This is a genomic window from Paenibacillus whitsoniae, assembly GCF_003955665.1.
GTDB lineage: Bacteria > Bacillota > Bacilli > Paenibacillales > NBRC-103111 > Paenibacillus_E > Paenibacillus_E whitsoniae.
On sequence record NZ_RXHU01000059.1, the window covers coordinates 37,155 to 59,524 of the forward strand.

The 22,370-nt window shown below is 52.6% G+C and carries 25 protein-coding genes and 1 other annotated feature; of the genes, 22 read left to right on the forward strand and 3 right to left on the reverse strand.

The window, feature by feature from the left end; all coding sequences use genetic code 11:
• Positions 1-54 precede the first annotated feature (54 nt).
• The 3 genes from EJQ19_RS19495 (at position 55) to EJQ19_RS19505 (ending at position 4,390) form a co-directional block, all read left to right on the forward strand.
• The gene (locus EJQ19_RS19495) at positions 55-1,431 is read left to right on the forward strand and encodes a bifunctional folylpolyglutamate synthase/dihydrofolate synthase (RefSeq protein WP_126142909.1); all 1,377 of its coding nucleotides are present in this window, start codon (positions 55-57) and stop codon (positions 1,429-1,431) included.
• 7 nt (positions 1,432-1,438) lie between these two features.
• Positions 1,439-2,827 carry a UDP-N-acetylmuramate--L-alanine ligase gene (gene murC / locus EJQ19_RS19500; RefSeq protein WP_126142910.1) on the forward strand — a complete coding sequence of 463 codons (1,389 nt, stop codon included), beginning with the start codon at positions 1,439-1,441 and terminating at the stop codon, positions 2,825-2,827.
• A 165-nt stretch (positions 2,828-2,992) separates the two neighbouring features.
• Complete coding sequence (locus EJQ19_RS19505; RefSeq protein ID WP_126142911.1) at positions 2,993-4,390, forward strand: SPOR domain-containing protein; 1,398 nt, start codon at positions 2,993-2,995, stop codon at positions 4,388-4,390.
• A 67-nt stretch (positions 4,391-4,457) separates the two neighbouring features.
• Here the strand turns inward: EJQ19_RS19505 and EJQ19_RS19510 are convergent, their stop codons facing one another.
• The 3 genes from EJQ19_RS19510 to EJQ19_RS19520 all read right to left on the reverse strand — a co-directional run bounded on the left by EJQ19_RS19510 (position 4,458) and on the right by EJQ19_RS19520 (position 7,128).
• Positions 4,458-4,946 (reverse strand): hypothetical protein, encoded by a 489-nt coding sequence (locus EJQ19_RS19510; protein ID WP_241242990.1) that lies wholly within the window; start codon positions 4,944-4,946, stop codon positions 4,458-4,460.
• Positions 4,946-5,731, reverse strand: coding sequence for a hypothetical protein (locus EJQ19_RS19515; protein ID WP_126142912.1), 786 nt, complete (start codon positions 5,729-5,731; stop codon positions 4,946-4,948). Before EJQ19_RS19515 ends, EJQ19_RS19510 begins: the two co-directional genes overlap by 1 nt.
• A gap of 143 nt (positions 5,732-5,874) precedes the next feature.
• A complete protein-coding gene (locus EJQ19_RS19520; protein WP_126142913.1) occupies positions 5,875-7,128 on the reverse strand; it encodes an N-acetylmuramoyl-L-alanine amidase in 1,254 nt (417 codons plus the stop codon).
• Positions 7,129-7,271: 143 nt separating this feature from the next.
• On the opposite strand from EJQ19_RS19520, the gene EJQ19_RS19525 reads away from it, so the two are divergent.
• The 19 genes from EJQ19_RS19525 to EJQ19_RS19615 all read left to right on the forward strand — a co-directional run.
• On the forward strand, positions 7,272-7,514 hold the full coding sequence (locus EJQ19_RS19525) for a DUF4321 domain-containing protein (protein ID WP_126142914.1): 243 nt from the start codon (positions 7,272-7,274) through the stop codon (positions 7,512-7,514).
• Between the two features lie 64 nt (positions 7,515-7,578).
• Positions 7,579-8,169, forward strand: coding sequence for a Maf family protein (locus EJQ19_RS19530; protein ID WP_126142915.1), 591 nt, complete (start codon positions 7,579-7,581; stop codon positions 8,167-8,169).
• Positions 8,170-8,280: 111 nt separating this feature from the next.
• The gene (locus EJQ19_RS19535; protein ID WP_126142916.1) at positions 8,281-8,742 is read left to right on the forward strand and encodes an RrF2 family transcriptional regulator; all 462 of its coding nucleotides are present in this window, start codon (positions 8,281-8,283) and stop codon (positions 8,740-8,742) included.
• A 108-nt stretch (positions 8,743-8,850) separates the two neighbouring features.
• Positions 8,851-9,540: a RadC family protein gene (gene radC, locus EJQ19_RS19540; RefSeq protein WP_126142917.1), complete on the forward strand. Its 690-nt coding sequence runs from the start codon at positions 8,851-8,853 to the stop codon at positions 9,538-9,540.
• A 39-nt stretch (positions 9,541-9,579) separates the two neighbouring features.
• On the forward strand, positions 9,580-10,614 hold the full coding sequence (locus EJQ19_RS19545) for a rod shape-determining protein (RefSeq protein WP_126142918.1): 1,035 nt from the start codon (positions 9,580-9,582) through the stop codon (positions 10,612-10,614).
• 27 nt (positions 10,615-10,641) lie between these two features.
• Positions 10,642-11,505, forward strand: a complete 864-nt coding sequence (mreC, locus tag EJQ19_RS19550; RefSeq protein ID WP_241242991.1) for a rod shape-determining protein MreC — start codon at positions 10,642-10,644, stop codon at positions 11,503-11,505.
• 15 nt (positions 11,506-11,520) lie between these two features.
• Positions 11,521-12,048: a rod shape-determining protein MreD gene (gene mreD / locus EJQ19_RS19555; protein ID WP_126142919.1), complete on the forward strand. Its 528-nt coding sequence runs from the start codon at positions 11,521-11,523 to the stop codon at positions 12,046-12,048.
• 72 nt (positions 12,049-12,120) lie between these two features.
• The gene (minC, locus tag EJQ19_RS19560) at positions 12,121-12,801 is read left to right on the forward strand and encodes a septum site-determining protein MinC (RefSeq protein ID WP_126142920.1); all 681 of its coding nucleotides are present in this window, start codon (positions 12,121-12,123) and stop codon (positions 12,799-12,801) included.
• 109 nt (positions 12,802-12,910) lie between these two features.
• Positions 12,911-13,705, forward strand: coding sequence for a septum site-determining protein MinD (minD, locus tag EJQ19_RS19565; protein ID WP_126142921.1), 795 nt, complete (start codon positions 12,911-12,913; stop codon positions 13,703-13,705).
• 7 nt (positions 13,706-13,712) lie between these two features.
• On the forward strand, positions 13,713-14,861 hold the full coding sequence (locus EJQ19_RS19570; RefSeq protein WP_126142922.1) for an FtsW/RodA/SpoVE family cell cycle protein: 1,149 nt from the start codon (positions 13,713-13,715) through the stop codon (positions 14,859-14,861).
• Between the two features lie 143 nt (positions 14,862-15,004).
• Positions 15,005-15,892 carry a M23 family metallopeptidase gene (locus EJQ19_RS19575; protein ID WP_126142923.1) on the forward strand — a complete coding sequence of 296 codons (888 nt, stop codon included), beginning with the start codon at positions 15,005-15,007 and terminating at the stop codon, positions 15,890-15,892.
• Positions 15,893-15,968: 76 nt separating this feature from the next.
• Complete coding sequence (locus EJQ19_RS19580) at positions 15,969-16,760, forward strand: M50 family metallopeptidase (RefSeq protein ID WP_241242992.1); 792 nt, start codon at positions 15,969-15,971, stop codon at positions 16,758-16,760.
• 26 nt (positions 16,761-16,786) lie between these two features.
• Positions 16,787-17,950 (forward strand): Rne/Rng family ribonuclease, encoded by a 1,164-nt coding sequence (locus tag EJQ19_RS19585; protein ID WP_126142924.1) that lies wholly within the window; start codon positions 16,787-16,789, stop codon positions 17,948-17,950.
• A 53-nt stretch (positions 17,951-18,003) separates the two neighbouring features.
• Positions 18,004-18,092, forward strand: a sequence feature (ribosomal protein L21 leader region).
• A 12-nt stretch (positions 18,093-18,104) separates the two neighbouring features.
• The gene (rplU, locus tag EJQ19_RS19590) at positions 18,105-18,416 is read left to right on the forward strand and encodes a 50S ribosomal protein L21 (protein ID WP_126142925.1); all 312 of its coding nucleotides are present in this window, start codon (positions 18,105-18,107) and stop codon (positions 18,414-18,416) included.
• A gap of 13 nt (positions 18,417-18,429) precedes the next feature.
• Positions 18,430-18,783 (forward strand): ribosomal-processing cysteine protease Prp, encoded by a 354-nt coding sequence (locus tag EJQ19_RS19595; protein WP_126142926.1) that lies wholly within the window; start codon positions 18,430-18,432, stop codon positions 18,781-18,783.
• Positions 18,784-18,787: 4 nt separating this feature from the next.
• The gene (gene rpmA / locus EJQ19_RS19600) at positions 18,788-19,099 is read left to right on the forward strand and encodes a 50S ribosomal protein L27 (protein WP_126142927.1); all 312 of its coding nucleotides are present in this window, start codon (positions 18,788-18,790) and stop codon (positions 19,097-19,099) included.
• Between the two features lie 189 nt (positions 19,100-19,288).
• Positions 19,289-20,044 (forward strand): Spo0B domain-containing protein, encoded by a 756-nt coding sequence (locus tag EJQ19_RS19605; protein ID WP_241242993.1) that lies wholly within the window; start codon positions 19,289-19,291, stop codon positions 20,042-20,044.
• 14 nt (positions 20,045-20,058) lie between these two features.
• Positions 20,059-21,360: a GTPase ObgE gene (obgE, locus tag EJQ19_RS19610; RefSeq protein ID WP_126142936.1), complete on the forward strand. Its 1,302-nt coding sequence runs from the start codon at positions 20,059-20,061 to the stop codon at positions 21,358-21,360.
• A 166-nt stretch (positions 21,361-21,526) separates the two neighbouring features.
• A partial coding sequence (locus EJQ19_RS19615) for an anthranilate phosphoribosyltransferase (protein WP_164716636.1) occupies positions 21,527-22,370 on the forward strand: 844 nt, incomplete at its 3' end.

The following is a 22,370-nucleotide window of genomic DNA, read 5'->3' on the forward strand; positions in this document are numbered from 1 at the left end:
CGATTGTCTAGGTACGCTTACGAGACAATTCATATAGTAAATGAGGATGAGACTATGGAAGCAACAACTAACAAGCCTATAGGGGAGTTCCAGACGGCGGAAGAAGCGATCGATTGGATCGTTGGACGCATGGAGAAGCTCGGCATGAAGCCGGGCCTCCAGCGCATGGAGCTGCTTATGGAGAAGCTCGGCAACCCCGAGCGCAGACTCAAATTCATTCACGTAGCGGGAACCAACGGCAAGGGCTCGACGTGTGCATATCTGGCTTCGGTGCTGCAAGCGTGCGGCTACGATGTCGGCACGTTCACATCGCCTTATCTGGTGCGCTACACGAACCGGATGCAAGTGAACGGCGAGGACATTCCAGACGATGTGCTGCTGCGGTTAGTGAACGATCTCAAGCCGGTCGTGGACGAGGTGGCGGAGACAGAGCTCGGCGCTCCGACCATGTTTGAAATCTCCACGGCGCTGGCGATTTTGTATTTCGGCAAGGTGGCTTATCCTGACTATGTCGTGTGGGAAACGGGGCTTGGCGGAAGACTCGACAGCACCAACATTGTGAATCCGATCGCCACGATCATCACGAACGTCGGGCATGATCACATGGACATTCTCGGCGATACGCTGGAGCAAGTGGCGGCGGAGAAAGCCGGTATTATCAAAGCGGGCGTTCCTGTCATTACGGCGGTCGAGCCTCGCGAGATTTGGCAAGTGATTGAAGCGAAAGCGAAGGAAAAGAAAGCGACGTTGTATACGCTTGGCGATCAATTTTCTTTATCGCGCGTAGAAAGCCAGTTGGACCGGCAGTCGTTCCAGTTTAGCGGCCCGTTCCGCCACATTCCGAATGTGACCATTGGCATGAACGGCGAACATCAGCTCAAGAACGCTGCTGTTGCGTTAATGACGCTGGAAGTGCTGCGTCAATACTACGCTTGCATCGTGGACGATGAGGATCTGTACCGCGGATTTGAAGCCACACGTTGGCCCGGTCGTCTGGAAATGGTGTCGCAGGAGCCGCGTATTCTCATCGACGGGGCGCACAATCCCGAAGGCGCTGCGACGTTGGCCGCAGCTTTGCAGAATGTATACAGCTACCGCAAGCTGCACATGATGATCGGAATGCTGGCGACCAAGAATCATACAGGCTACTTAAGGCATATACTACCATTGGTGGATACCCTTATTTTTACAGAAGCGAATTTTCATAAAAAAGGCGATGCTGCCATGCTCGCGGACCTCGCACGGGAGCTTCTCCGAGAGATGAACCGTGAAGTGGACATTGTGATCGAGCGGGATTGGAAGCAAGCATTGCACGTATTGATAAGCAGAACTGAGCAGGATGATCTGGCGGTCGTATCCGGCACGCTGTATTTAATCTCTGATGTTCGTTCTTGGATAACCTATCAAACCGATTCTGACAAAGGATGGTGAGAACGGCGTGAGTCAAGCACAACACGTACATTTTATTGGAATCGGCGGATACGGCATGAGTGCCATTGCCAAAGTCATGCTGGAAATGGGCTATCGCATTTCCGGTTCGGATCTTGCACAGCAGGAGCTGACGGAGAAGCTGAAAGCCAAAGGCGCGCAAGTATTTATCGGGCATGAGGCAAACAATGTTTCAGGTGCCGATTTGGTCGTTTACTCGACGGCGCTGGCCAAAGATAATGTGGAGATTCAGCAAGCCGAGCAGCTCAATATCCCGATCATTCACCGCTCGCAGATGCTTGCAAGGCTGATGAATGAGCGTAAAGGCATCGCGGTTGCGGGTGCCCACGGCAAAACGACAACCTCTTCCATGATCGCTCTGGTGATGGAGCTGAGTGGACTCGATCCGACGTATATTATCGGCGGCGAGATTATGAACGTCGGCAGCAATGCCAAAGCCGGCAAAGGGGACTACGTTGTCGCGGAGGCGGACGAGAGTGACGGTACGTTCCTTCAATACCACCCGACGCTCGCGCTCGTGAACAATATCGAAGCGGATCATCTGGAGAACTATAATGGCGATTTTGAAAATTTGAAAAAAGCCTATCGGCAGTTTCTCAGCCAAGTTCGGCCGGACGGCAAGGCGATTGTTTGCGGCGACGATGCGTTCTTGCGTGAAATGATTCCGCAGATTCAGAGCGAAGTCATCACGTACGGCATTGAGGCTGATGCGGACTTTGTAGCCACCGGCATTACGTTGGGTGATCGCAAAGTGACCTTCGACGTGCAGCATCAAGGTGAGCATCTCGGAGAAATCAGCTTATCGGTTCCCGGTAAGCATAATGTATACAATGCGCTCGCGACGCTGATCACTTGTCTGCAAGCCGGTCTTTCGTTTGAAGCGGTAGCGAAGGCGATTCAGGAGTTCCGCGGCGCAAAACGTAGATTTCAAGTGCTGGGTGAAGTGCAGGATATCCTGGTGATCGATGACTATGCCCACCATCCGACGGAAATTCAAGCGACGATTTCTGCGGCCAAAGCGACGGGCAAGCGGATTATTGCGGTATTCCAGCCGCAGCGCTATACGCGAACCTATTATTTATTCGAGCAATTCAGCCGTTCCTTTGCGGAAGCGGATGAAGTGATCATAACCGATATTTACTCGCCTGCGGGCGAGAAGCGCATCGAGGGTGTGGATTCCGCCAAGCTGGTCGAGCTGATTCGAAGCAACAGCAACAGCCGCGTGCAGCATATCCCTTCGCGGGAAGAGGTTCAAAGCTATTTGTTCACGCATGTACAGCCTGGCGATCTTGTGCTCACGATGGGTGCGGGCGATATTTGGAAGGCGGCGGACGGCCTGGCCAAAGAACTGCGCAAGAAATACGAAGCGGAGCAATAAAAGGAAGACTGCTGGAAAGCCATTAGGCTGGAGGCGGTCTTTTTTTTATTTGAAGGAAACATATTCATGCGACAACTCTCATACTCTAGTAACAGAAGATTTGGACAAGATGAAGGGCAGTGCGTCCCTGATCCCAATACAGGCTGCGAGGAGTGTGTGGATAGTATGAGCAAAGCGAGAATTACGTACCGATTCGATCCGAAAGAAAGAGCGGAATCCGAGCGAAGAGCGACCAGAGTGCAGCAAGCGGAGGAAACGGTCATTCCGCTCTATCAAGAAGAGTTTCAAGTGATAGAAACGAAAAGAGAAGAGGAGCCTGGGGGCGTCACGCCTTACCAGCAGGCGGAGCGGGAGCAAGTGGAAAGCTTATTCGAATCGCATGCGCTGAATACGTTTACGACCGACTTCGGCAGCTGGAACAGCCCGTTCGAGACGGAGGGCGAGCGTGTCGAGCGTATCATTCGCGATTCGCAGCAAGCGCGGGATGGCGGGGATAAGGAAGCGGCGCGATCACCGCTGTTGCCGTTATCGCAGCACGATCAGCCTCAGCCGCCGTTCTCGCCGCAGCATGATTATCCTAGACAGCCGCATCCAACCAGAATGGATCACCCGGAAAGAACAAGCCCTTATGAGCCCATGGAGCACGATTGGCGCGCGCGCGAGCCGTATCCCGAGCCCGGTCCCGGCATTCGCTACACCAAATCGTCCGGAACCCCGTGGTTCCGAATCGCGACTTCGGTTGCGGGGGCCGTTGTGACCGGCATTGCTTTTGGCTTCTTCGTACTATCCATGTTCTCCTCCGATCGGGAAGTTCCGGGCGGCGTCACCATCACGAACACCGTCGCTTCGCCGGCGCCGAGCGTACAAGCAGGCGCGAAGCCGACGGGAGAGGCAGCGGCGGTTACCGCCACATCAGCCCTGCCGTCAACGGCTGTGCAAATACCGGCCAAATCGTACACCTTTCTGCAAAACGGCGTATTCAGCTCGCTTCAAGGCGCGAAGGCGCTGCAGGACACGATGAGCAAGAAGGGGTTGGCGACGGCGCTTGATACTTCGGATAAAATGACGGTGTTCGTCGGTTTTGGCAAGACACGCGATGACGCGAACGTCCTGAAGCAGCAAGTTCAGGCTGCCGACAAGTCGATTGAAGTCTATTTGAAAAACGTCGACTTTCCGGCGATGACCAGCATCCGTTGGTCCGGCGCGAAGCCGGAATCCGTGCCAAGCTTTATTGCGGAAGGCGATAAGCTGGTGAATACGATCTCCGGACTGACGGTCGTGCACCTGGCCGAAACGAAGCCGACGGCCATCGGCGATGACTCGATGAAGACGATCCGCACGTCGCATCAGACGCTCATTACGATGTCTGCTGCGCTCACCGATGGGGACGAACCGAACGCCAAGTCGTCCATTCAAAAGATGACAACCGCCATGAACAGCGCCGTACAATCCCTGGAGGAGTACAAGAAAGCTCCTTCGCAAGCGATGCTTTGGCAAGCGCAGTCCTCGCTTATGCAGTACATTCTCGCAGAGAAGGCGCTGCTGAGCTTGATCGGAACTTAACAAAAAAACAGCAAGCCCGGTCGCTTTATGCGTGCTGGGTTTGCTGCTTTTTGGTAAGAAGGGTTGCTCATGGATCAACCTGCGTGGGAGTCGGATGCATCCGTGTTTTAGCAACACCGAGTGCCAAGCTCCCCCAAAGGGTTTGCTCAACAAATTGAGATTTCTCATTCGTACACTGGACAATTAAAATAACTTGGGCCAGCTTAGTCTTCACTGTTCTGAGCTTTTTTCGTTTTATTACGGTTTTAATTAAATCGTATAGAAAACCAAGAGTGAACCCGCCCAAAGCTCCAATCAGCCCCCAATAAACGGGACCCCAGTGGAGAACAAAGCCTCTGGCGACCCCGATCGTTCCGCCCATCATAGCCAGGACTAGCCCAATATCGACTAGCGAGGTTCCGTCTGTACCGTGCATGGCATCTATGAGTTTTGTATTCACTGAACGTTCATCAAGAGGAACAGCGTAGATGTCGGTGATTTCATTTTCTTTCAGTTTACTAATGGCAAGTTCGATATAGTGTGAATGCTGAAATGTAGAAAAGAACTGGATGTCCACTAGATTTTTTCTCCTTTGTGTAAAACAAAACTGGGGGATTGGTACTCTCTTTTCAAATAATCCGCTTGTTCACAATCAAACAACTTTGAAAGCTCTACTGCATTGCTGTAGGAATCATAGAGACCATAGAAATAAATAGAAGGAAAGTAAAGGAGCCACTGAGCTCCTAGAACCTCTTTGGTCACCGGTAGGTTTCCAAGCAAAAAGTAGTGCAGCGCTTCGACCATGTTCGAATTAATGACAATAATTAAGGTCATTATTAGCGTCAATGCAGCGGCTACGATTCGGTGTATATAGAGTTGACCAAGACTTGGAATTGTCATTGACCAAATCAAAGCAATCCAAGGACTTTTTTTGTCTAAATAGTTCATTTGGAAAGGGCTTATCGATAAAGTGGGAAATTTGGCATTTTCCCTTCGAGCCAACAGATGAATCTTGTTTTCATCGACAGCCGTTCGGTAACTGTCCCAAATTGCAAATAAATACACGGGGATATAGAGGTAAATATACTTTTCATTTAAAACAGATTTTGCTTCGTCAATATTTCCGTTAATTGAATAGATAATGGCTGAATTTAAATGGGTAACCTGGTTAATATAAAATTCCCAAAAAAACAAGGCAAACCCAGTAACAAATTTGTGGACTAAGAAATGCCCGAATCCAGGGAACGCAACTGACCATAAGGCAATAATCAAGGGGTTTCGTTGGTGAAGCTGGATTGTACCGAACGTGGTGACGTTGGCTAGATAATAACGATTTCTATATTTGTTACGAAAGTTATTCACTGCCTAAACCCTCTCCAAGTGAAACAGTCTTGATGGTATTATTTAGTTAAGCCCTTTTTTTTATTCTTAGGAAAGGGGTTCTCTGGAATTGTTAAATTTCAGAGAAAAAGTAAAGAAAAAGCCTGCTTTTGCAGGCTTTTTCTTTACTTGCTCATATACCGGTCAATCAAAGCGGCGGCCTCCGCCCGGGTCATCCTTTGATCCGGATAAAATTCCGTGTCGGTGTAGCCGTTGATGATTCCCTTGCTCTTTAACGCATAGATGGCCGGTGCGCTCCATAAGGTTGCAGGCACGTCCGTAAAGCCGGCGTTCTTCGGCGCCGCCACCGTCGGCTTTGTGCCCGCCGATTCCGCCAGCAGGCGCTCGAACAAGTACGCGACTTCGCCGCGCGTAATCGCCTGGTTCGGACGGATCGTGCCGTCCGGGTACCCTTGCAGCAAGTTCAGCTTGCTGGCTTTGGTGAACACCGCGCTCGCCCAGTGCGTGGCGGGCAAATCTTTAAAGCTCAGCGCCGGCGCGGGCTGGCAAGCACTGCCGTAGACGCTTCCGGTCACGCTGCCGCTGTACGCGCAGGAGGCCGGAAGGGAGTCCAGCTTGAACACGCGGTCCATCAGCGTGAGGAATTCGGCGCGCGTCAGCGCGCGATTCGGCTCATAGCGGTTGCCGCCGATACCGTCGATGACGCCCTTGCCTTTCATGCGCAGTACGGCGTCGCGGGACCAGTGGCCGAGCAGGTCGGTGAACACGGGCGGCGCGTAGGCGCTGATGCCGTCTGCGATGCCAGTCGCCATGCGCAGGCGTACTGCGTCGTCGGCGAGCAGTGCGGCATCACTTTTATTGGAGAGAAACGCTGTCTCGACGAGGATGCTCGGGATTTCACCCATGCGCGCGACGTAAACGGCGCTCGGCACAAGCCCGAGATCTTTGGTGCCCGCAGCACCGACCAGGCTGTCCAACACCTTTTGTGCCAAATCCTTGCTGTAAGGCGTCAGCTTCTCCATCGCGGCACTCGCAGGATAATCCTCTTGCGGATAGGCGTTGTCATAGTAGAGGACCATCGAGCCCTTAGCGCTCGAGCCCGGATTGGCGTTGGCGTGAATGGAAACGAAGAAATCCGCTTTTTGCTCGGTTGTGTATTGCACACGCTCAGCGAGAGACAAGAATGTATCGTCGGTCCGCGTCAGCACGACTTCATAGCCGCGGTCAAGCAAAGCTTGTTTTAATTTTAGTGTAATGTCCAGGTTGACATCTTTCTCCTTCAGGCCATTGACGCCGACCGCTCCGGAATCTTTGCCGCCGTGGCCGGGATCCAGCACGACTTTGTAAGCGAATGCAGATTGGGGGAAAAGGACGGTCAGCAGAACCATGGAAAGCAGGATGATAGATCGAAAATTCATGATGAGATACCTCCGGTATTTATCTTACTAGGAACGGGCGGCGCTGTAAGCAGGTAAGAAACGGCAGCGCGCATTTTTGGGCATGGAAAAAAGAGGTGGCTGCCCGTATAATAGGCTTGTACATAATAGAGAGGATGGCAGCAATGAAAAAAGGCACGATTACGTTAATCATTTTTCTTATCATCGGCTTAATTACCGGCATCATTGTCGGGCAATTGCTGGCCCCGGTACCTGCGCTGTCGTTTCTCACAAAGTCGGTTCCGATTACTTGGCAGCCCAAAGCCGATCTGCAAGTCATCAAGTATGATATTGACCTGATGATTCGACTGAACCTTTGCAGTATTCTAGGGCTCGTCGGCGGGTTTTTCCTCTATCGAAAACTATAACGTTATTTCGACATTTATCTCGGAATTTTTTAGACAAAATTTGCAAATCGGGAGTTGTGTTACGGTGACTAACAGACTTATCTTAGCTTCCTCTTCCCCGCGAAGACAGGAGCTTATCCAATCTTTCGGTCTTCCTTATATCATTCGTGTCAGCGACGCAGATGAGACCGTCGCGCAAAAAATGTCGCCTGCGCAGTTCGTTGAGACGCTTTCGCTGCGCAAAGCCGCCACAGTTCGAGACATGCTGAGCGTGGACGAGCGCCACGGTGTCATCATCGGTTCCGATACGATCGTTGTGCTTCAAGACGAGATTCTGGGCAAGCCGGTCGATGAAAAGGATGCACACCGTATGTTGAAGGCACTGCAGGGGAATACGCATCAGGTGTACAGCGGCGTTGCTTGCGTCGATGCGGCAACGGGGAGACACATCGTATCCCATTCGATGACGCATGTTCGGATGAAGCCGATGACGGACGAGCAAATCGATCGTTACATTGCGACTGGCGAGCCGCGGGACAAAGCGGGATCGTACGCGATTCAAGGAATCGGAGCGACGATCATCAGCGGCATTGAAGGGGATTATTTTACCGTTGTAGGCTTGCCGTTAGCGCTTCTTAGCGACATGCTGTTAGAGTTCGGGATTGCGGTTCTGTGACGATTGTGCGGAATTGACACCAATCCTTTGAAGGTGCATTGACTGTCCTATCTGTAACGAGTACAATGACAGTAAGCGACATGTCAACACATCTCAGGGAGGTGCATTCCCTTGAATAGTGAATTTACGATAGCGGTTCACAGTCTTGTTTTATTGGCCCATCTACCAGACCATATGGCGACAAGCGAGGAAATTGCGGCGAACGTTTCCACGCACTCGGCGAGAATCCGCAAAGTGATGGGGTTTCTGAGGAAAGCCGGCTATGTGTCCACGAAAGAAGGCATCGGCGGCGGTTTTATCCTCAGCTGCAAGCCGGAGGACGTAACGTTAGGCGAGATTTACCGACTCACTTGTCAAGGCACGCTTAAGCCTAACTGGTGTTCCGGTGACGCTTCCAAGCCTTGCGTGGTTTCGTCCAAAATGGATAAATTGATGGGAAAAGTTTTTTGCGATGCCGAGAAGCAGATGGAGCAGTATTTCGATCGTTTGACGATCGGCGGCATGTTGGAACAGCTGAAACATTTGGATTGCTCGAAACAATCGCCACAATTGCATACGGAAACGTCGTCCTAGAAGCCCTCGGAACTTATTGTCCGGGGGTTTTTGTGCAATTATAGGGACTTTTACATATGAATGGGACGTCGGAAAGTAACACAATCTACATAAGGAAGAAGGGGAAACATGGAAGCTTTGCAACCTATGCTTCGAGAGGTACCGGCTGAAGATCGCCCGAGGGAACGAATGCTTAATTATGGCGCCGGGGCGCTCAGCCACGCCGAACTGTTGGCGATTCTGCTGCGGACAGGGACGGTATCGGAGTCTGCGATTCATTTGGCCAATCGCGTGCTGAGCGAATGCGGCGGCCTGCGCGGGCTCGTGGACATGAGCCGAGATCAGCTGACGCAGATCCGCGGCATCGGGGATGCCAAGGCGCTGCAAATTCAAGCCGGCATCGAGCTTGGTCGACGTTTGGCGAGGAGCACGTTTGATGTGCGGCCCACGATCCGGTCGCCGAAAGACATTGCCGAGTTCATGAGGGAGGATATGCGGTATCTGCAAAAGGAGCATTTTGTTTGTCTGTTTTTGAATACGAAAAACCAAATTTTGGCGAAAGAGACGCTGTCTATGGGAAGCCTGAACGCTTCGATCGTGCATCCGCGGGAAGTGTTCAGGGCGGCCATCAAGTGCAGCTCCGCGTCGATTGTATGTGTACATAATCATCCGAGCGGCGATCCGACGCCGAGTCCGGAAGATGTGAACCTGACTGCGCGGTTAGTGGAGGCGGGCAGCATTATTGGTATTGACGTGTTGGATCATGTTATTATTGGAGATCAGCGATACATTAGTTTGAAGGAACAGGGACTGATGTAATATAATAGTACTCGCTATAGGAAAGGAGCAGCTTTTATTATGTTCGGAGGATTAACGAAAGATCTCGGTATTGATTTGGGAACGGCGAACACGCTGGTTTATGTAAAAGGCAAAGGAATTATCGTGAGGGAGCCGTCGGTGGTTGCCCTGCGTACTGATACAAAAACGATTGAAGCGGTTGGCGACTCCGCCAAACGGATGATTGGACGCACACCGGGGAATATTCGGGCGATTCGCCCGATGAAGGACGGGGTAATCGCCGACTTTGAGACCACTTCGACGATGATCCGCTATTTTCTGAGACAAGCGCAGAAGCAGCGCTGGTTGTTCAAGCGTCATCCGAATGTGATGGTCTGCGTGCCTTCCGGCATCACGGCTGTCGAAAAACGCGCGGTTGAGGATGCGACGAAGCAAGCGGGCGCTAGGGAAGCGTATACGATCGAAGAACCGTTCGCGGCGGCAATCGGCGCGGACTTGCCGGTGTGGGAGCCGACAGGCAGCATGGTCGTCGACATTGGCGGCGGCACCACGGAAGTGGCTGTGATCTCGCTCGGAGGGATCGTGACGTCCCGTTCGATCCGGATTGCCGGCGACGAGATGGACGAAGCCATTATTCAATACATCAAGCGGACGTATAACTTGATGATCGGCGAACGCACAGCAGAAACGTTGAAAATCGAGATCGGCTCTGCGCTTCCGTCCGAAGCGAAAGAATCGCTGGAAATTCGCGGCCGCGACCTGCTGACAGGCCTGCCGAAGACGCTTAGCGTCACTTCGCACGAAATCACGGAGTCGCTTGCCGATACGGTCAATGCGATTGTGGAAGCGGTCAAGGTGACGCTGGAGAAGTGCCCGCCGGAGCTTTCGGCGGATATTATGGATCGCGGCATCGTCCTCACCGGAGGCGGCGGCTTGCTGCGCAATCTGGATCGCTTGCTCGCGCGGGAGACGGGAATGCCGGTGATGGTGGCGGAGAATCCGCTTGATTGCGTCGCCATCGGTACGGGCCGAGCCCTGGAGAATATTCATCTTTTCAAAAGCAAATCAGGGTCCGGTTCCCGCTATAAGGGCTAAAAGATCGATCGTTAGAAGGTGCCAACGTTGTTTAAATTCATGGGAAATAAAAGGCTGTTTTTTCTGATGTCCGGGCTCGTCTGCTTCTTCATTTTAATGGGGCTGACGCTCGGCAACCGGGGGCCGATGACATGGCCGGAGAAATTCGTCAAAGACTCCATTTCATGGACGCAAGGCCTGTTCTACAGGCCCTCGGCCGCTATCGCGGGCTTCTTTGAAGATATTCGTCAGCTTCGCGTCATTTACGAGGAGAACAAGACGCTGAAGCTGACATTGACGCAATATGCGCGCGATACGCAGCGGCTTAATGAACTTGAAGCCCAGAATAAAAGGCTGATGGAAGAGTTGGGCTTCACGGAGCGTCAGCGTCAGCAGAACAATTATACGTACCGGATTGCCGAGGTCGTCACCATCGATCCCGATCCTTACAACAGCACCGTGACGATCAACTTAGGGGATAAGGACGGCATCAAGGAAAATATGGCGGTGATGACTGTCGACGGTCTGGTAGGCCGAGTCAGTAAAGTGTTCGGCTTCCACTCTAACGTGCAGCTGCTCACCGAAACGACGGATACCGATAACAGTTCCAAAGCCATTGCGGTTACGGTCAAAGGGAACGAGAATCAGCCGTTCGGCATGATCGAATCGTACGATCCCAAAACGGGCGAGCTTGTGATGAACAAGGTGGAGCATGCGGACGACATGAAGGTCGGCGATACGATCATCACATCGGGGCTTGGCCAAGTATTTCCAAAAGGGATTGAGGTCGGCACCATCACCTCGATCGGACCTGGGGAATTCGGCATTACGTACAAAGTTATGGTGAAGCCGAAAGCTTCATTCAGCCACATCCGCGAAGTGTTTGTGGTTGAAGTTCCTAAGGTGGAGTGAGGTGAGTCGGCGGAAATGAATCGACACGTAATCTGGCTCATTCTTCTTGGCTTATTGATTGTTCAAGGCTCGCTCATCGTCTGGATGCTGCCTGCGGCCTGGCAGTCCAGCGTCTATGTGACGCCGCATCTGATGCTCGTCTTTATACTTTTTATCGGTCTTTTTCATCATCGTCATGCCGCTTTAATCTACGGACTCGTTTTTGGACTGCTTCACGATTTTACGTACTACGGCGCTATGCTCGGTGTGTATTCCTTCGGCATGGGATTAACCGGGTATTTGGCGGGGCTTGTTCAGCGCAGGCAGCCGAATCTGATTTTTTACAATCTGGTCATTACGACCATCGGTTTGTTTCTGTTTGAATGCATTAATTACGGGATTAATCGGCTGTTCAAGCTCATTACGGTCGACTTCCAATTTGCGCTGACCCATTACATGCTGCCGACTGTGCTTTTCAACTTGCTGATTGCGCTCATTTGTTATGTTCCGATTCGCAAGCTGCTGGAAGGCGGGCGGAAGACTTCCGCCGCTGGTGAAGAATAATTTTCCATCCCGCAAGCAGGAGAATTCACGACTAGAGCCGAAATGTATGGGTTGGGAGGTCGTCATGAAACTATGTCTGCTAGCAAGCACCATGTAATGATTAAAGGGGTCAAGGATGGCCTTGTTTTTTTGCTGAACGATACGTGCGAATGGCAGGATGTGCTCCAAGAATTAAAGCACAAACTGGAGAAGACGCATCAACAAATATTAACGGGACCGATCATCCACGTGAGTATCAAACTGGGCAGCCGGGAGGCGACCGAGGAGCAGAAAGAGGAAATTCGCGCTGTCATTAAGCAAAAGGGGAATTTGCTCATTCAATCGATTGAAAGCGAGCCTCCGAAAGACGCGGCCGCGGAGCTTTCCGCAGCACCCATGACGACACTCAGGGGGATGATTCGTTCAGGTCAGACGCTCCATAATGAGGGGGATTTGCTTTTTTTGGGCGATGTGAACCCCGGGGGCATTATCACGGCGACGGGAAATATCTATATCATGGGCTCGCTGCGCGGCATGGCGCATGCGGGAACCGAAGGCGACGAAGAAGCGATCGTTGCAGCTTCCCATATGCGGCCTACGCAATTGCGGATCGCCGGCATTATTTCCAGGCCCCCCGACGAGTGGGGGATTGACGAAGCTTTTATGGAATTCGCCTACATCAAGGAAGGCAAGATGGAAATTGATAAGCTGCATCAACTGCACCGCATTCGGCCTGATTCCCCAATCAAAACCGCGGTACCGATACAAGGATAATTCGCCGAACTTAGGGAGCTTTCCGAAATTACCGACCTATTTTCAGGCAAAGTCTCCTTATTGTGGCATTCATAGATCATAGCAAGACATTTTGGATGGGGTGAGAAAAATGGGAGAGGCAATCGTTGTCACCTCAGGGAAAGGCGGCGTTGGCAAAACGACGACGTCCGCGAACCTGGGTACTGCACTGGCACTTCTGGGCAAAAAAGTATGCATGGTAGATACCGATATTGGACTTAGAAACCTGGACGTCGTCATGGGACTCGAGAATCGGATTATTTACGATCTTGTTGACGTTGCGGAAGGGCGCTGCCGCTTGCCTCAGGCGCTCATCAAGGATAAGCGGTTCGACGAGCTTTACTTGCTTCCTGCTGCGCAAACGAAGGACAAACACGCCGTGTCGCCGGAGCAAGTGAAGGCGATCATTCTGGAACTCAAAAATGACTTTGAATTCGTCATCATCGACTGCCCTGCGGGCATCGAGCAAGGGTTCAAGAACGCGGTTGCGGGTGCGGACAAGGCGATCGTCGTCACAACGCCTGAGAACGCAGCCGTACGCGATGCGGATCGCATTATCGGCCTGCTCGAGAATGAGCGCATTTCGGCGCCGAAACTGGTCATCAACCGGATTCGCCCCATGATGGTGAAGAAAGGCGAGATGCTGGACATCGATGAAATCTGCACCGTTCTGGCGATTGACCTGCTGGGCATCGTGCCGGATGATGAGCATGTCATCAAGGCGGCGAACATGGGGGAGCCTACGGTGATGAATCCGTCTGCGCGTGCGGCGATCGCATATCGGAACATTGCGAGACGGATGATCGGCGATACGGTGCCGCTGATGCAGCTTGAGGACAAGACCGGCTGGGTCAAACGCATGAAAAAGTTTATGGGAATAGGATGATCGTCCGGTGTTAGCCAAGCTTAAAAACATGGATATTCCCATCATCGTCATTTTGTTCGCCTTCATGGTGATCTCGACGATGATGGTGTATAGCGCCTCAGTAGACCATCCGACTATTAATATCTCCATTACCAAAATTCTTGTGCTGTACGGCGTCAGCCTCGTCGCGTTCATTGGCTGCTCGCTGTTCGACTATCGTGTGCTGATCCGCATTGCGCCGTACTTATACGGCATCGGCATCGTTTCGCTTATTGCGGTTTATTTTTTCGGTAAAAAAATTCACGGCGCCCGCGGGTGGTTTGAGCTCCCCGGGGGCCTTACGTTTCAGCCGGCGGAGCTCGTCAAGCTGATTCTAATCGTGTGCATCACCGCCCTGCTTATGCGGCGCGGCGGCGAGCTGCTGCGCGTGAAGGACGATATCATTCCCGTTGTCGGCGCCGTCCTGCTGCCGTTTATTCTGGTGCTGATTCAGCCGGACCTTGGGAACGCGATTATATTTGTTATCATTCTCATCGGAATGCTGTGGATCGGCAATATCAAATATTCACAGGTGTTTATTTCACTTGTCGTCATCGTCGGCCTCGGATTTTTGATGTTGACGCTGTACAAAATGTTCCATCAGAGCCTCTACGATTTCCTGAAAGGCTTCGGTTTCAGTCACTGGATGGACCGGATCGATACGTACTTGTACCCGCAGGACGTGTCGGACGACGACAACTACCAGGTGAGAAACGCCGTTCGGGCGATCGGTTCCGGCGGGTTGATGGGCGAAGGGTTCTTGCATGGCACCTCAGTGCACAGCAACTTTATTCCTTTTGCCTATTCGGACTCCATCTTCGTCGTCGTTGGCGAGGAGTTCGGTTTCCGGGGCTCCGCCTTGCTGCTGCTGATTTACTTCTTGCTTATCTATCGCATGATTCTCATTTCGATTCAAAGCGCGCAAGTCGGCGGCGCCTATGTCGTGGTGGGCGTCGTGTCGATGTTCGTGTTTCAGATCTTCGAGAACGTCGGTATGATGATTGGCGTCATGCCGCTCACGGGGATTACGCTGCCTTTTGTCAGTTATGGCGGAACGTCGCTGATGATCAACATGCTGTCGCTCGGGCTCGTCATGAGCGTGAAGCTTCATCAGGACAAGGAGCCGGAGTTGTTTTAACCGAATCGGATAACACAGTAGAAGGTGCTCTCACAGCCAAAGTGCTGATGGGGGCGCCTTCTTTTCGCTTTGCCGGGGATTCGTCACATAATCTTGTCCACGCGCTCATACGCTGTAGAGAAGGTTTGTGAGGAGGGGATTCCATGGGGAGTAACGATAAAGTGAAACAACGGCGGAATGAGCGGCTTCGCAGCATTCGGGAATCGTCTGAGGCCGCCCACCGCCAAAGCTACGGCCTTGGCCCGGTACGTTTGCCTGAATATTTGGCTCCGCCGCGGGAACCCGATATGCCGTTGTATGCGGATGCGGAGTGGCGCCGTAAGATGGAGGATCCGGAGTTTGCCTGGAAGCAGAAGCAGCTCATGGACAGACAGCTGTACCGCAGCGGCGGAGATGAAGACGATACGGGCTTGCTGCGGCCGCCCTCTCCCCGGAAAATCGCGATTAAGCTCTTTATCAGCGCGGCGCTGTTCGGGGCCGTATACGGCATGTTCCAACTGCAACAGCCGTGGGCCCAGAAAGGGAAGCAATTCGTAGCCTCAGCGCTCACGGATTCGTATGATTTTACTGCGATTTCCGCTTGGTACACTGAAACGTTTGGAGGTTCGCCGTCGTTTATTCCGAGCTGGAACCGGACAGGCAGCGAGGCGATCAAGGTCTCAACGTCGAAGCGCACGTTATATGTCCCGGCGAAGGGAACAATTATCGTTCCATATGATGGAAATTCGCATAAAGGCGTTAATGTGAGCACCCAGGAATTTGCGCCGGTGTACGCGCTGGATACGGGACAAGTCATTTTTGCCGGAAAAACGCCGGATACCGGCATGACAGTGGTCATTCGGCATCCTGGCGGACTGCAATCGACGTATGGCGGGCTGAGCGAGGTGTCCGTTGCCGCCGGCGACTGGATGAAAGTCGGCGAGCCGATCGGCAAAGCGTCGGAACGGAATGCGGCCAAGGGGACGATGTATTTTGCTTTGACGAAAGAAGGTTTGCCGATCAATCCGACGGATGTGATTTCTTTTGATTAAATGGGCGGGGACTAGGTACCGATTTCATCCTTTGTTTACGTTAATTATGCTTGGTTCCGCCTTTACCGGATATTTCATGGAAGCAATAACCCTGTTCGGCATCGTGCTTGTGCATGAACTCGGTCATTTGACCGCGGCAAACGGATTTGGGTGGCGCGTGCAGGAGGTTCAGCTGCTCCCTTTTGGCGGCGTTCTGGTCGTGGATGAACTGGGGACTGCTTCAACCCGAGAGGAGCTGATTGTGGCGCTCTCAGGGCCGCTGCAGCACGTCTGGATGATCGGGGCGGCGCTGCTGATGAAGTCGCTGGAGCTGGGGAGTGCGAACTGGTGGGATTTTTTTATCGATGCAAACGTGATGATCGCGCTGTTCAATCTGCTGCCGGTGTTGCCGCTCGACGGCGGTAAAGTGATGCAATGTCTGCTCGGCTACGTGGTGTCGTATCATAGCACGATTGTGTATTCGGCGGTAATTTCCATGGTACTGAGCGTGCTGATGATCGGCTTTGCCGGGGTTCAACTGCTTCAAGGCGAGCTGCCCATCAACATTCTGGTGGTGGGGGGCTTCCTGTTGATGTCCAATTGGTACGCCTACCGGCAGGTGCCGTATCACTTCCTTCGCTTTCTGATGGCCCGCGGCCCCAGAGTCAGCCTCATTCTCAGCCGCGGCGCTTTGGCACAGCCGATTGTCATTACGAAGCAGCGAACGATGGCGGAGACGCTGAAGCTTTTTATGCGGGAAAAATATCATCTCATTTATATCATTAACGAGGCGGGGCGCATTCAGGCGGTCGTGCCGGAGCAGCAGATCGTCAGCGGATATTTGGATGGAAAGAAACCGGGGAGTGCAGTTTCGGATCTTTTCATGTAAAATAGCTGATGAGGTGAACGCGATTTATGAAGCAATTGATCATTCACTGTGCACCTGATCTGACGCAAGCCGCTTTGCTGGAGGACGGCAGGCTGGTCGAGTACGACGTGCAGTATCCGCTGGATACGCAGCGCGCTGGCAGCATCTATATGGGGCGCGTGGTCAACGTGCTTCCCGGCATGCAGGCCGCTTTTGTGGATATTGGGCTCACCAAGAACGCTTTTCTTTATATAGACGATCTCTTGCCCGTACATATGGACAAGCAGCCGAAAATCAAGCCGTCCATCACAGAACTGGCGCAGGTCGGCCAGCACATTATGGTGCAGGTGACGAAAGATCCGCAAGGTACCAAAGGCGCGCGGGTATCCACGCACGTCTCGATTCCAGGGCGTTGGGTTGTGTATATGCCAGATGCTGATTATATCGCCGTCTCGCGCAAAATCGATCTCGAAGCCGAACGTCAACGGCTCAAGCTGCTTGCAGAAAGCAATTTGGTGCCGGGCGAAGGCGTCATCCTTCGAACGGGTGCGTTAGGGCAGAGCGAAGAGGCGATTCGCGACGATTTGAACAATTTGCGCGAGCTTTGGAGTGCGATTCTTGCCAAGGCCGAGGAAGCGTCGGCACCGGCGCAGCTCTACCAGGATTTGGACTTGCTTCCGAAGCTGGCGCGGGATGTGATTACCGATGATGTGCATGAGGTGTGGCTTAGCTCGCAGGCCGTCTACGAGGAAATGAAGGGGCTGCTGCGCAAGCAGCTGCCGAGCTGGCGGGGGCGGGTCGCGTACTATGACCGCAAAACGCCGATGTTCGATCAGTTCGGCATTACCGAGGAACTCAATCAGAGCTTCCGACGCAAAATCTGGCTGCCGAGCGGCGGCTATCTGATCGTCGATCAGACCGAGGCGCTCACCGTGATCGACGTGAACACCGGCCGATATACCGGCTCCATTGATCTGGAGCAGACAGTGACGGACATCAACCGCGAAGCGGCGATGGAAATCCCGCGGCTGCTGCGGCTCCGCAACCTTCGCGGCATTATTATCGTGGATTTTATCGATATGAGTTCGGAAGAGAATCGCGCCGCCGTAATGGCTGCCTTGACGCAGGCCGTACGCAAGGACCGTTCAAAAACGACGATCGTCGGGTGGACGAAGCTTGGATTGCTGGAAATGACGCGCAAGCGCAAATAAAGCATTGCATATGAATTTATAACTGTGTTATAATACTCGAAGTGTGTTGTAAGGGCATGCTGTAACCGCGCGAAACGGGTTTAAGTATGACAGGATGGCTTATCCTGCTCATCACCTGGACAAGGCGAGTCTGAGACATGAGGAGGTCATGAAAATGTACGCAATTATTGAAACAGGTGGTAAACAGTACAAAGTTCAAGAAGGCGATGTTCTTTACATCGAGAAATTGAACGCTGCTGAAGGTGAGGTTGTATCCTTCGATCGTGTATTCCTGGTATCCAAAGAGAGTGGTCTGACTGTAGGTGCTCCATTGGTTGCTGGTGCTTCCGTTTCCGCAAAAGTGGAAAAACACGGCAAAGGCGCGAAAGTGATCGTATACAAATACAAGCCTAAAAAGAACTACCACAAAAAGCAAGGTCATCGTCAACCGTACACAAGAGTCGTTATTGAGAAAATCCAAGCGTAATTAGGCGAAGCTTATGATCTATGTGACCATAGAGCGCCAATCACCGGATTTCCCAGAGATTACGTCTTTTGTCGTGGAAGGCCATGCCGAATATGACGTGCCTGGCAAAGACTTGGTCTGCGCCGCTGTATCCGCGATTACCGTGGGTACGTACAATTCGATTGAAACTTTAACTGGCGTGATTCCGATTCATGAGATGGAGCGTGGGCTGATGGATATTTCATTTGCCGACAGCGCAAGACTCGATTCAGGGACGTGGAGTCAAGTACAGCTAATTATAGAATCGATGGTCGTTATGTTACAGACGATTGAAGACAATTACGGTGACTATATAACGATTGAAACAATCTATCACAAAGGAGGATAACACCATGTTGAAATTGGATCTCCAGTTATTCGCTTCCAAAAAAGGGGTAGGTTCCACAAAGAACGGACGTGACTCCCACTCCAAGCGCCTTGGCGCTAAGCGTGCTGACGGTCAAACCGTTACTGCGGGAAGCATTCTGTATCGTCAACGCGGTACGAAAATTCACCCAGGAACAAACGTGGGTATCGGTTCCGACGACACCCTGTTCGCTTTGGTACCAGGCGTCGTGAAATTCGAGCGTCTTGGCCGTGACCGCAAAAAAGTGAGCGTATATCCAGTTGACGTTGCTCCGGTAGCTGCAGCTGTAGAAGCGTAATGAAAATCCCTGGTGAGCGGCCGTTCACCGGGGATTTTTTTCAATAAAGATTGCATCTCGCCTCTAACTGCGATCACACCCCTGTCGGTTGGTCAAGGGCAGAGGTTTTCGCGTTTATTGGTGAAGTTTTCCAGTCCCCGTGGTATACTGGAGGAACGGTTATCAATAGGGAGGACGGAGCGGCGAACAATGAAACAAATGAGCAAGACACAAGTATTTTTTGGCGCGCTTGTGGCAATTGGACTTATCGGCATGATGGCGGCGCCGCATTGGGTGATTCGGGCAGGCGCTCTGCTGTTTACACTGGTAAGCGGATATGCATTCATCAGTATGCAAGCGAGTCGAGCGGAAGAAATATGGCGTTCCCGCTTGAAGACGCAGGAGCAGCAATCGCATGTGAAGTTGATTGGGGTTGTAAATCGGCTCAGGCACGATTGGATGAACGATGCGCAAATTTTATTTGGCTATATTCAGCTCAAGAAATTTGATAATTTGAAACCGCTTATGGAGAAAATAAAAACGACAATGGCACAGGAAAGCAATTTGTCCAAGCTGGGCATTCCATCCTTGGTCGCTTACTTCCTGCAGCTGCGCGTGGAGTCCAAGCGTATCGAGGTTCATATCGAGCTGGAGCAGGAAATCAATCTCGGCCAACTGCCTTTAGCGAGAGGTGCGATCGAGAATGCAATCCGAGATGTATTCGGCGCTGTGGAAGCGTGCTCGAAGGCGGAGGAAGGCGAAGCGGGGCGGCTGAGCTTGGAATTTGATCGGCAGGACGAGGCTTTGCTGCTTGATTGCGTATATGAAGGTCTTTACGATCAGGAGTACCTGGCGCGTACAATCAGGCAGTTGTTTGCCTCGGGGACAGGCCAGGTGCAGCTTGAACAATTGAAAACAGATGAAGAGGAGGCGGAGATTATTCTTCGCATCCCTTATCGCATATAAGCTGAGGTGTAATGATGTTTGTAGATAAGGCAAAAGTATTTGTAAAAGGCGGCGACGGCGGCGACGGGTTGGTGGCGTTTCGCCGTGAGAAATATGTACCCGATGGCGGCCCGGCCGGCGGGGACGGCGGTAACGGCGGCGACGTCGTGTTCCGCGTCGACGAGGGCTTGCGGACACTGGTGGATTTCCGCTACCAGAAGCATTTTAAAGCGGATCGCGGTGAGAAGGGGCGCAATAAGTCGCAGCACGGTGCGAACGCCGAGGACATGATCGTGCGGATCCCGCCGGGAACGACGATTATCGACGACGATTCGCAGATGGTCATTGCCGACTTGACCCGTCACGGGCAAGAAGTCGTTGTTGCCAAAGGCGGCCGCGGCGGGCGAGGGAACACCCGTTTTGTGACCCAACGCATGACGGCGCCGGAAATTGCCGAGAACGGCGAGGAGGGCGAAGAACGCTGGGTTGTCCTTGAGATGAAGGTCCTCGCAGACGTGGGCCTCGTGGGCTTCCCGAGCGTCGGAAAATCGACGCTGCTGTCGGTCGTGTCCGCAGCGAAGCCGAAGATTGCCGCGTATCATTTTACGACGCTCACCCCGAACTTGGGGGTCGTTGATGTGGGGGATGGCCGCAGCTTCGTTATGGCGGATCTGCCGGGGCTGATTGAGGGGGCGCATCAAGGCGTCGGCCTTGGTCACGAGTTCCTCCGTCACATCGAGCGGACGCGCGTGCTCGTGCATGTCGTAGACATGTCGGCTGCGGACGGCCGGGATCCTTACGACGATTTCCTCAAAATCAACGAGGAGATCAAGCTGTACAACGCAAAGCTGGAGAACCGACCGCAGATTATTGTGGCGAACAAAATGGATATGCCGGAGTCCGAGGACAACCTGGCACTATTCAAAGAGCAGCTTGCTGCGGAGGGCAAAGACTATGGGATTTACCCGATTTCGGCGCTAACGCATGAAGGTGTCAAAGAACTGCTGTACAAAATCTCCGATATCGTGGAGAGCATTCCACCGGCGCCGGAAGTTGAGGCGGTTGCGGAGCAAGAGGAGCGGAAGGTATACCGCTTCGAGAAGGAAGAAGATAATGAGTTTTCGATTCGCCGCGTGAACGAGACGTTCGTCATTGACAGTCCATCGATTGAGAAGCTGATCAAGCGGACGAATTTCAGTACGCCGGACAGCGTAGCGCGGTTTGCGCGGATTTTGCGCAATATGGGCGTGGACAACGAATTGCGCAAACGCGGCGCGGTTCATGGACAAACGATACAAATCGGCGATTTCGAGTTTGAATTCGACGAAAAATCATAGGACAAAAGCACTTATCCGGGAGGATGGGTGCTTTTATTTTTTTGGGTCCTAATGTATATGTTAGTATACTTGACATTGACTTTGAAAAGGATTACCATTTTAATCATAAAATCATTATATGTAAATAATTATGACATTAAGTTATCGCGCAAGGGGGGGGAGACAGGTGAAGAGGTGGATTCAAGCGATGAGTGCAGAGCAGCCGCATACGCGAAATTTAACTTACGAGGAAGCCAGGGAGGCTGCGGCTGACATGACGAGCGGAGCCTCGACCGATGCGCAATGTGCGGCGTTTTTGATGGCCTTGTGTATGAAAGGGGAAGCCCTTGAGGAAACGAAGGCATTTATCGATGTGTTTCGCAGCCATGCGGCTGTGTACAATACGGTACAAGATTCGCTCAACTGCGCGGGGCCGGCCGAAGGACGCCAAACCTTTCCTGTTACACTTCCTGTCAGTTTATTGTTAGCTTCTGTCGGCTTTAAACAGGTGATGCACGGCGGCACTTCGTTTACAACCCGGCAGGGCACCGTTATGAAAGAACTGCTCGAAGGCTTGGGCGTAGCCACCACCGTGCCCATTAAGGGATGGCAGGCGATGCTGCAGCAGGTACATATCGGTTTTTTGTCTACCGAACAGCTGTGCCCGCCAATTGGCCGTTTGAAAGGCGTACGCGAGCAGTTGGGCTTGCGAACAGTCATCGATACGGTGGAGAAAGTGCTGAATCCGGTCTCCTCGACGAACGTCATTCTTGGCGTTCATCCGCGCAAGGCGATGGAGCCGCTCATTCCGATCGCCATGCACTCGGGCTTTCAGCAGACGTATCTGGTCAGTGGGATCGAGGGCTCGGAAGATTTGCCCCTCTATGCCAGCAGCCTCATTCGGATCGTGACGCCATGGGGGGATGAGACGCGGGTCATGGATCCGCAGAAATTCGGCTTTCGCAGCGAGCCGCTGCCAGCGCTGAGCCGGGATGAGCAGATTGAACTGATCCGTCGCATCATCGCGGGTG

Bases quoted from the DNA above. Each gene is read 5' to 3' on its own strand.
- EJQ19_RS19495 (WP_126142909.1), top strand. From the start codon at position 55: ATGGAAGCAACAACTAACAAGCCTATAGGGGAGTTCCAGACGGCGGAA.
- EJQ19_RS19505 (WP_126142911.1), top strand. From the start codon at position 2,993: ATGAGCAAAGCGAGAATTACGTACCGATTCGATCCGAAAGAAAGAGCG.
- EJQ19_RS19520 (WP_126142913.1), bottom strand. From the start codon at position 7,128: ATGAATTTTCGATCTATCATCCTGCTTTCCATGGTTCTGCTGACCGTC.
- EJQ19_RS19525 (WP_126142914.1), top strand. From the start codon at position 7,272: ATGAAAAAAGGCACGATTACGTTAATCATTTTTCTTATCATCGGCTTA.
- radC (WP_126142917.1), top strand. From the start codon at position 8,851: ATGGAAGCTTTGCAACCTATGCTTCGAGAGGTACCGGCTGAAGATCGC.
- EJQ19_RS19545 (WP_126142918.1), top strand. From the start codon at position 9,580: ATGTTCGGAGGATTAACGAAAGATCTCGGTATTGATTTGGGAACGGCG.
- mreD (WP_126142919.1), top strand. From the start codon at position 11,521: ATGAATCGACACGTAATCTGGCTCATTCTTCTTGGCTTATTGATTGTT.
- minC (WP_126142920.1), top strand. From the start codon at position 12,121: ATGTCTGCTAGCAAGCACCATGTAATGATTAAAGGGGTCAAGGATGGC.
- minD (WP_126142921.1), top strand. From the start codon at position 12,911: ATGGGAGAGGCAATCGTTGTCACCTCAGGGAAAGGCGGCGTTGGCAAA.
- EJQ19_RS19575 (WP_126142923.1), top strand. From the start codon at position 15,005: ATGGGGAGTAACGATAAAGTGAAACAACGGCGGAATGAGCGGCTTCGC.
- EJQ19_RS19580 (WP_241242992.1), top strand. From the start codon at position 15,969: ATGGAAGCAATAACCCTGTTCGGCATCGTGCTTGTGCATGAACTCGGT.
- EJQ19_RS19585 (WP_126142924.1), top strand. From the start codon at position 16,787: ATGAAGCAATTGATCATTCACTGTGCACCTGATCTGACGCAAGCCGCT.
- rplU (WP_126142925.1), top strand. From the start codon at position 18,105: ATGTACGCAATTATTGAAACAGGTGGTAAACAGTACAAAGTTCAAGAA.
- EJQ19_RS19595 (WP_126142926.1), top strand. From the start codon at position 18,430: ATGATCTATGTGACCATAGAGCGCCAATCACCGGATTTCCCAGAGATT.
- rpmA (WP_126142927.1), top strand. From the start codon at position 18,788: ATGTTGAAATTGGATCTCCAGTTATTCGCTTCCAAAAAAGGGGTAGGT.
- EJQ19_RS19605 (WP_241242993.1), top strand. From the start codon at position 19,289: ATGAAACAAATGAGCAAGACACAAGTATTTTTTGGCGCGCTTGTGGCA.
- obgE (WP_126142936.1), top strand. From the start codon at position 20,059: ATGTTTGTAGATAAGGCAAAAGTATTTGTAAAAGGCGGCGACGGCGGC.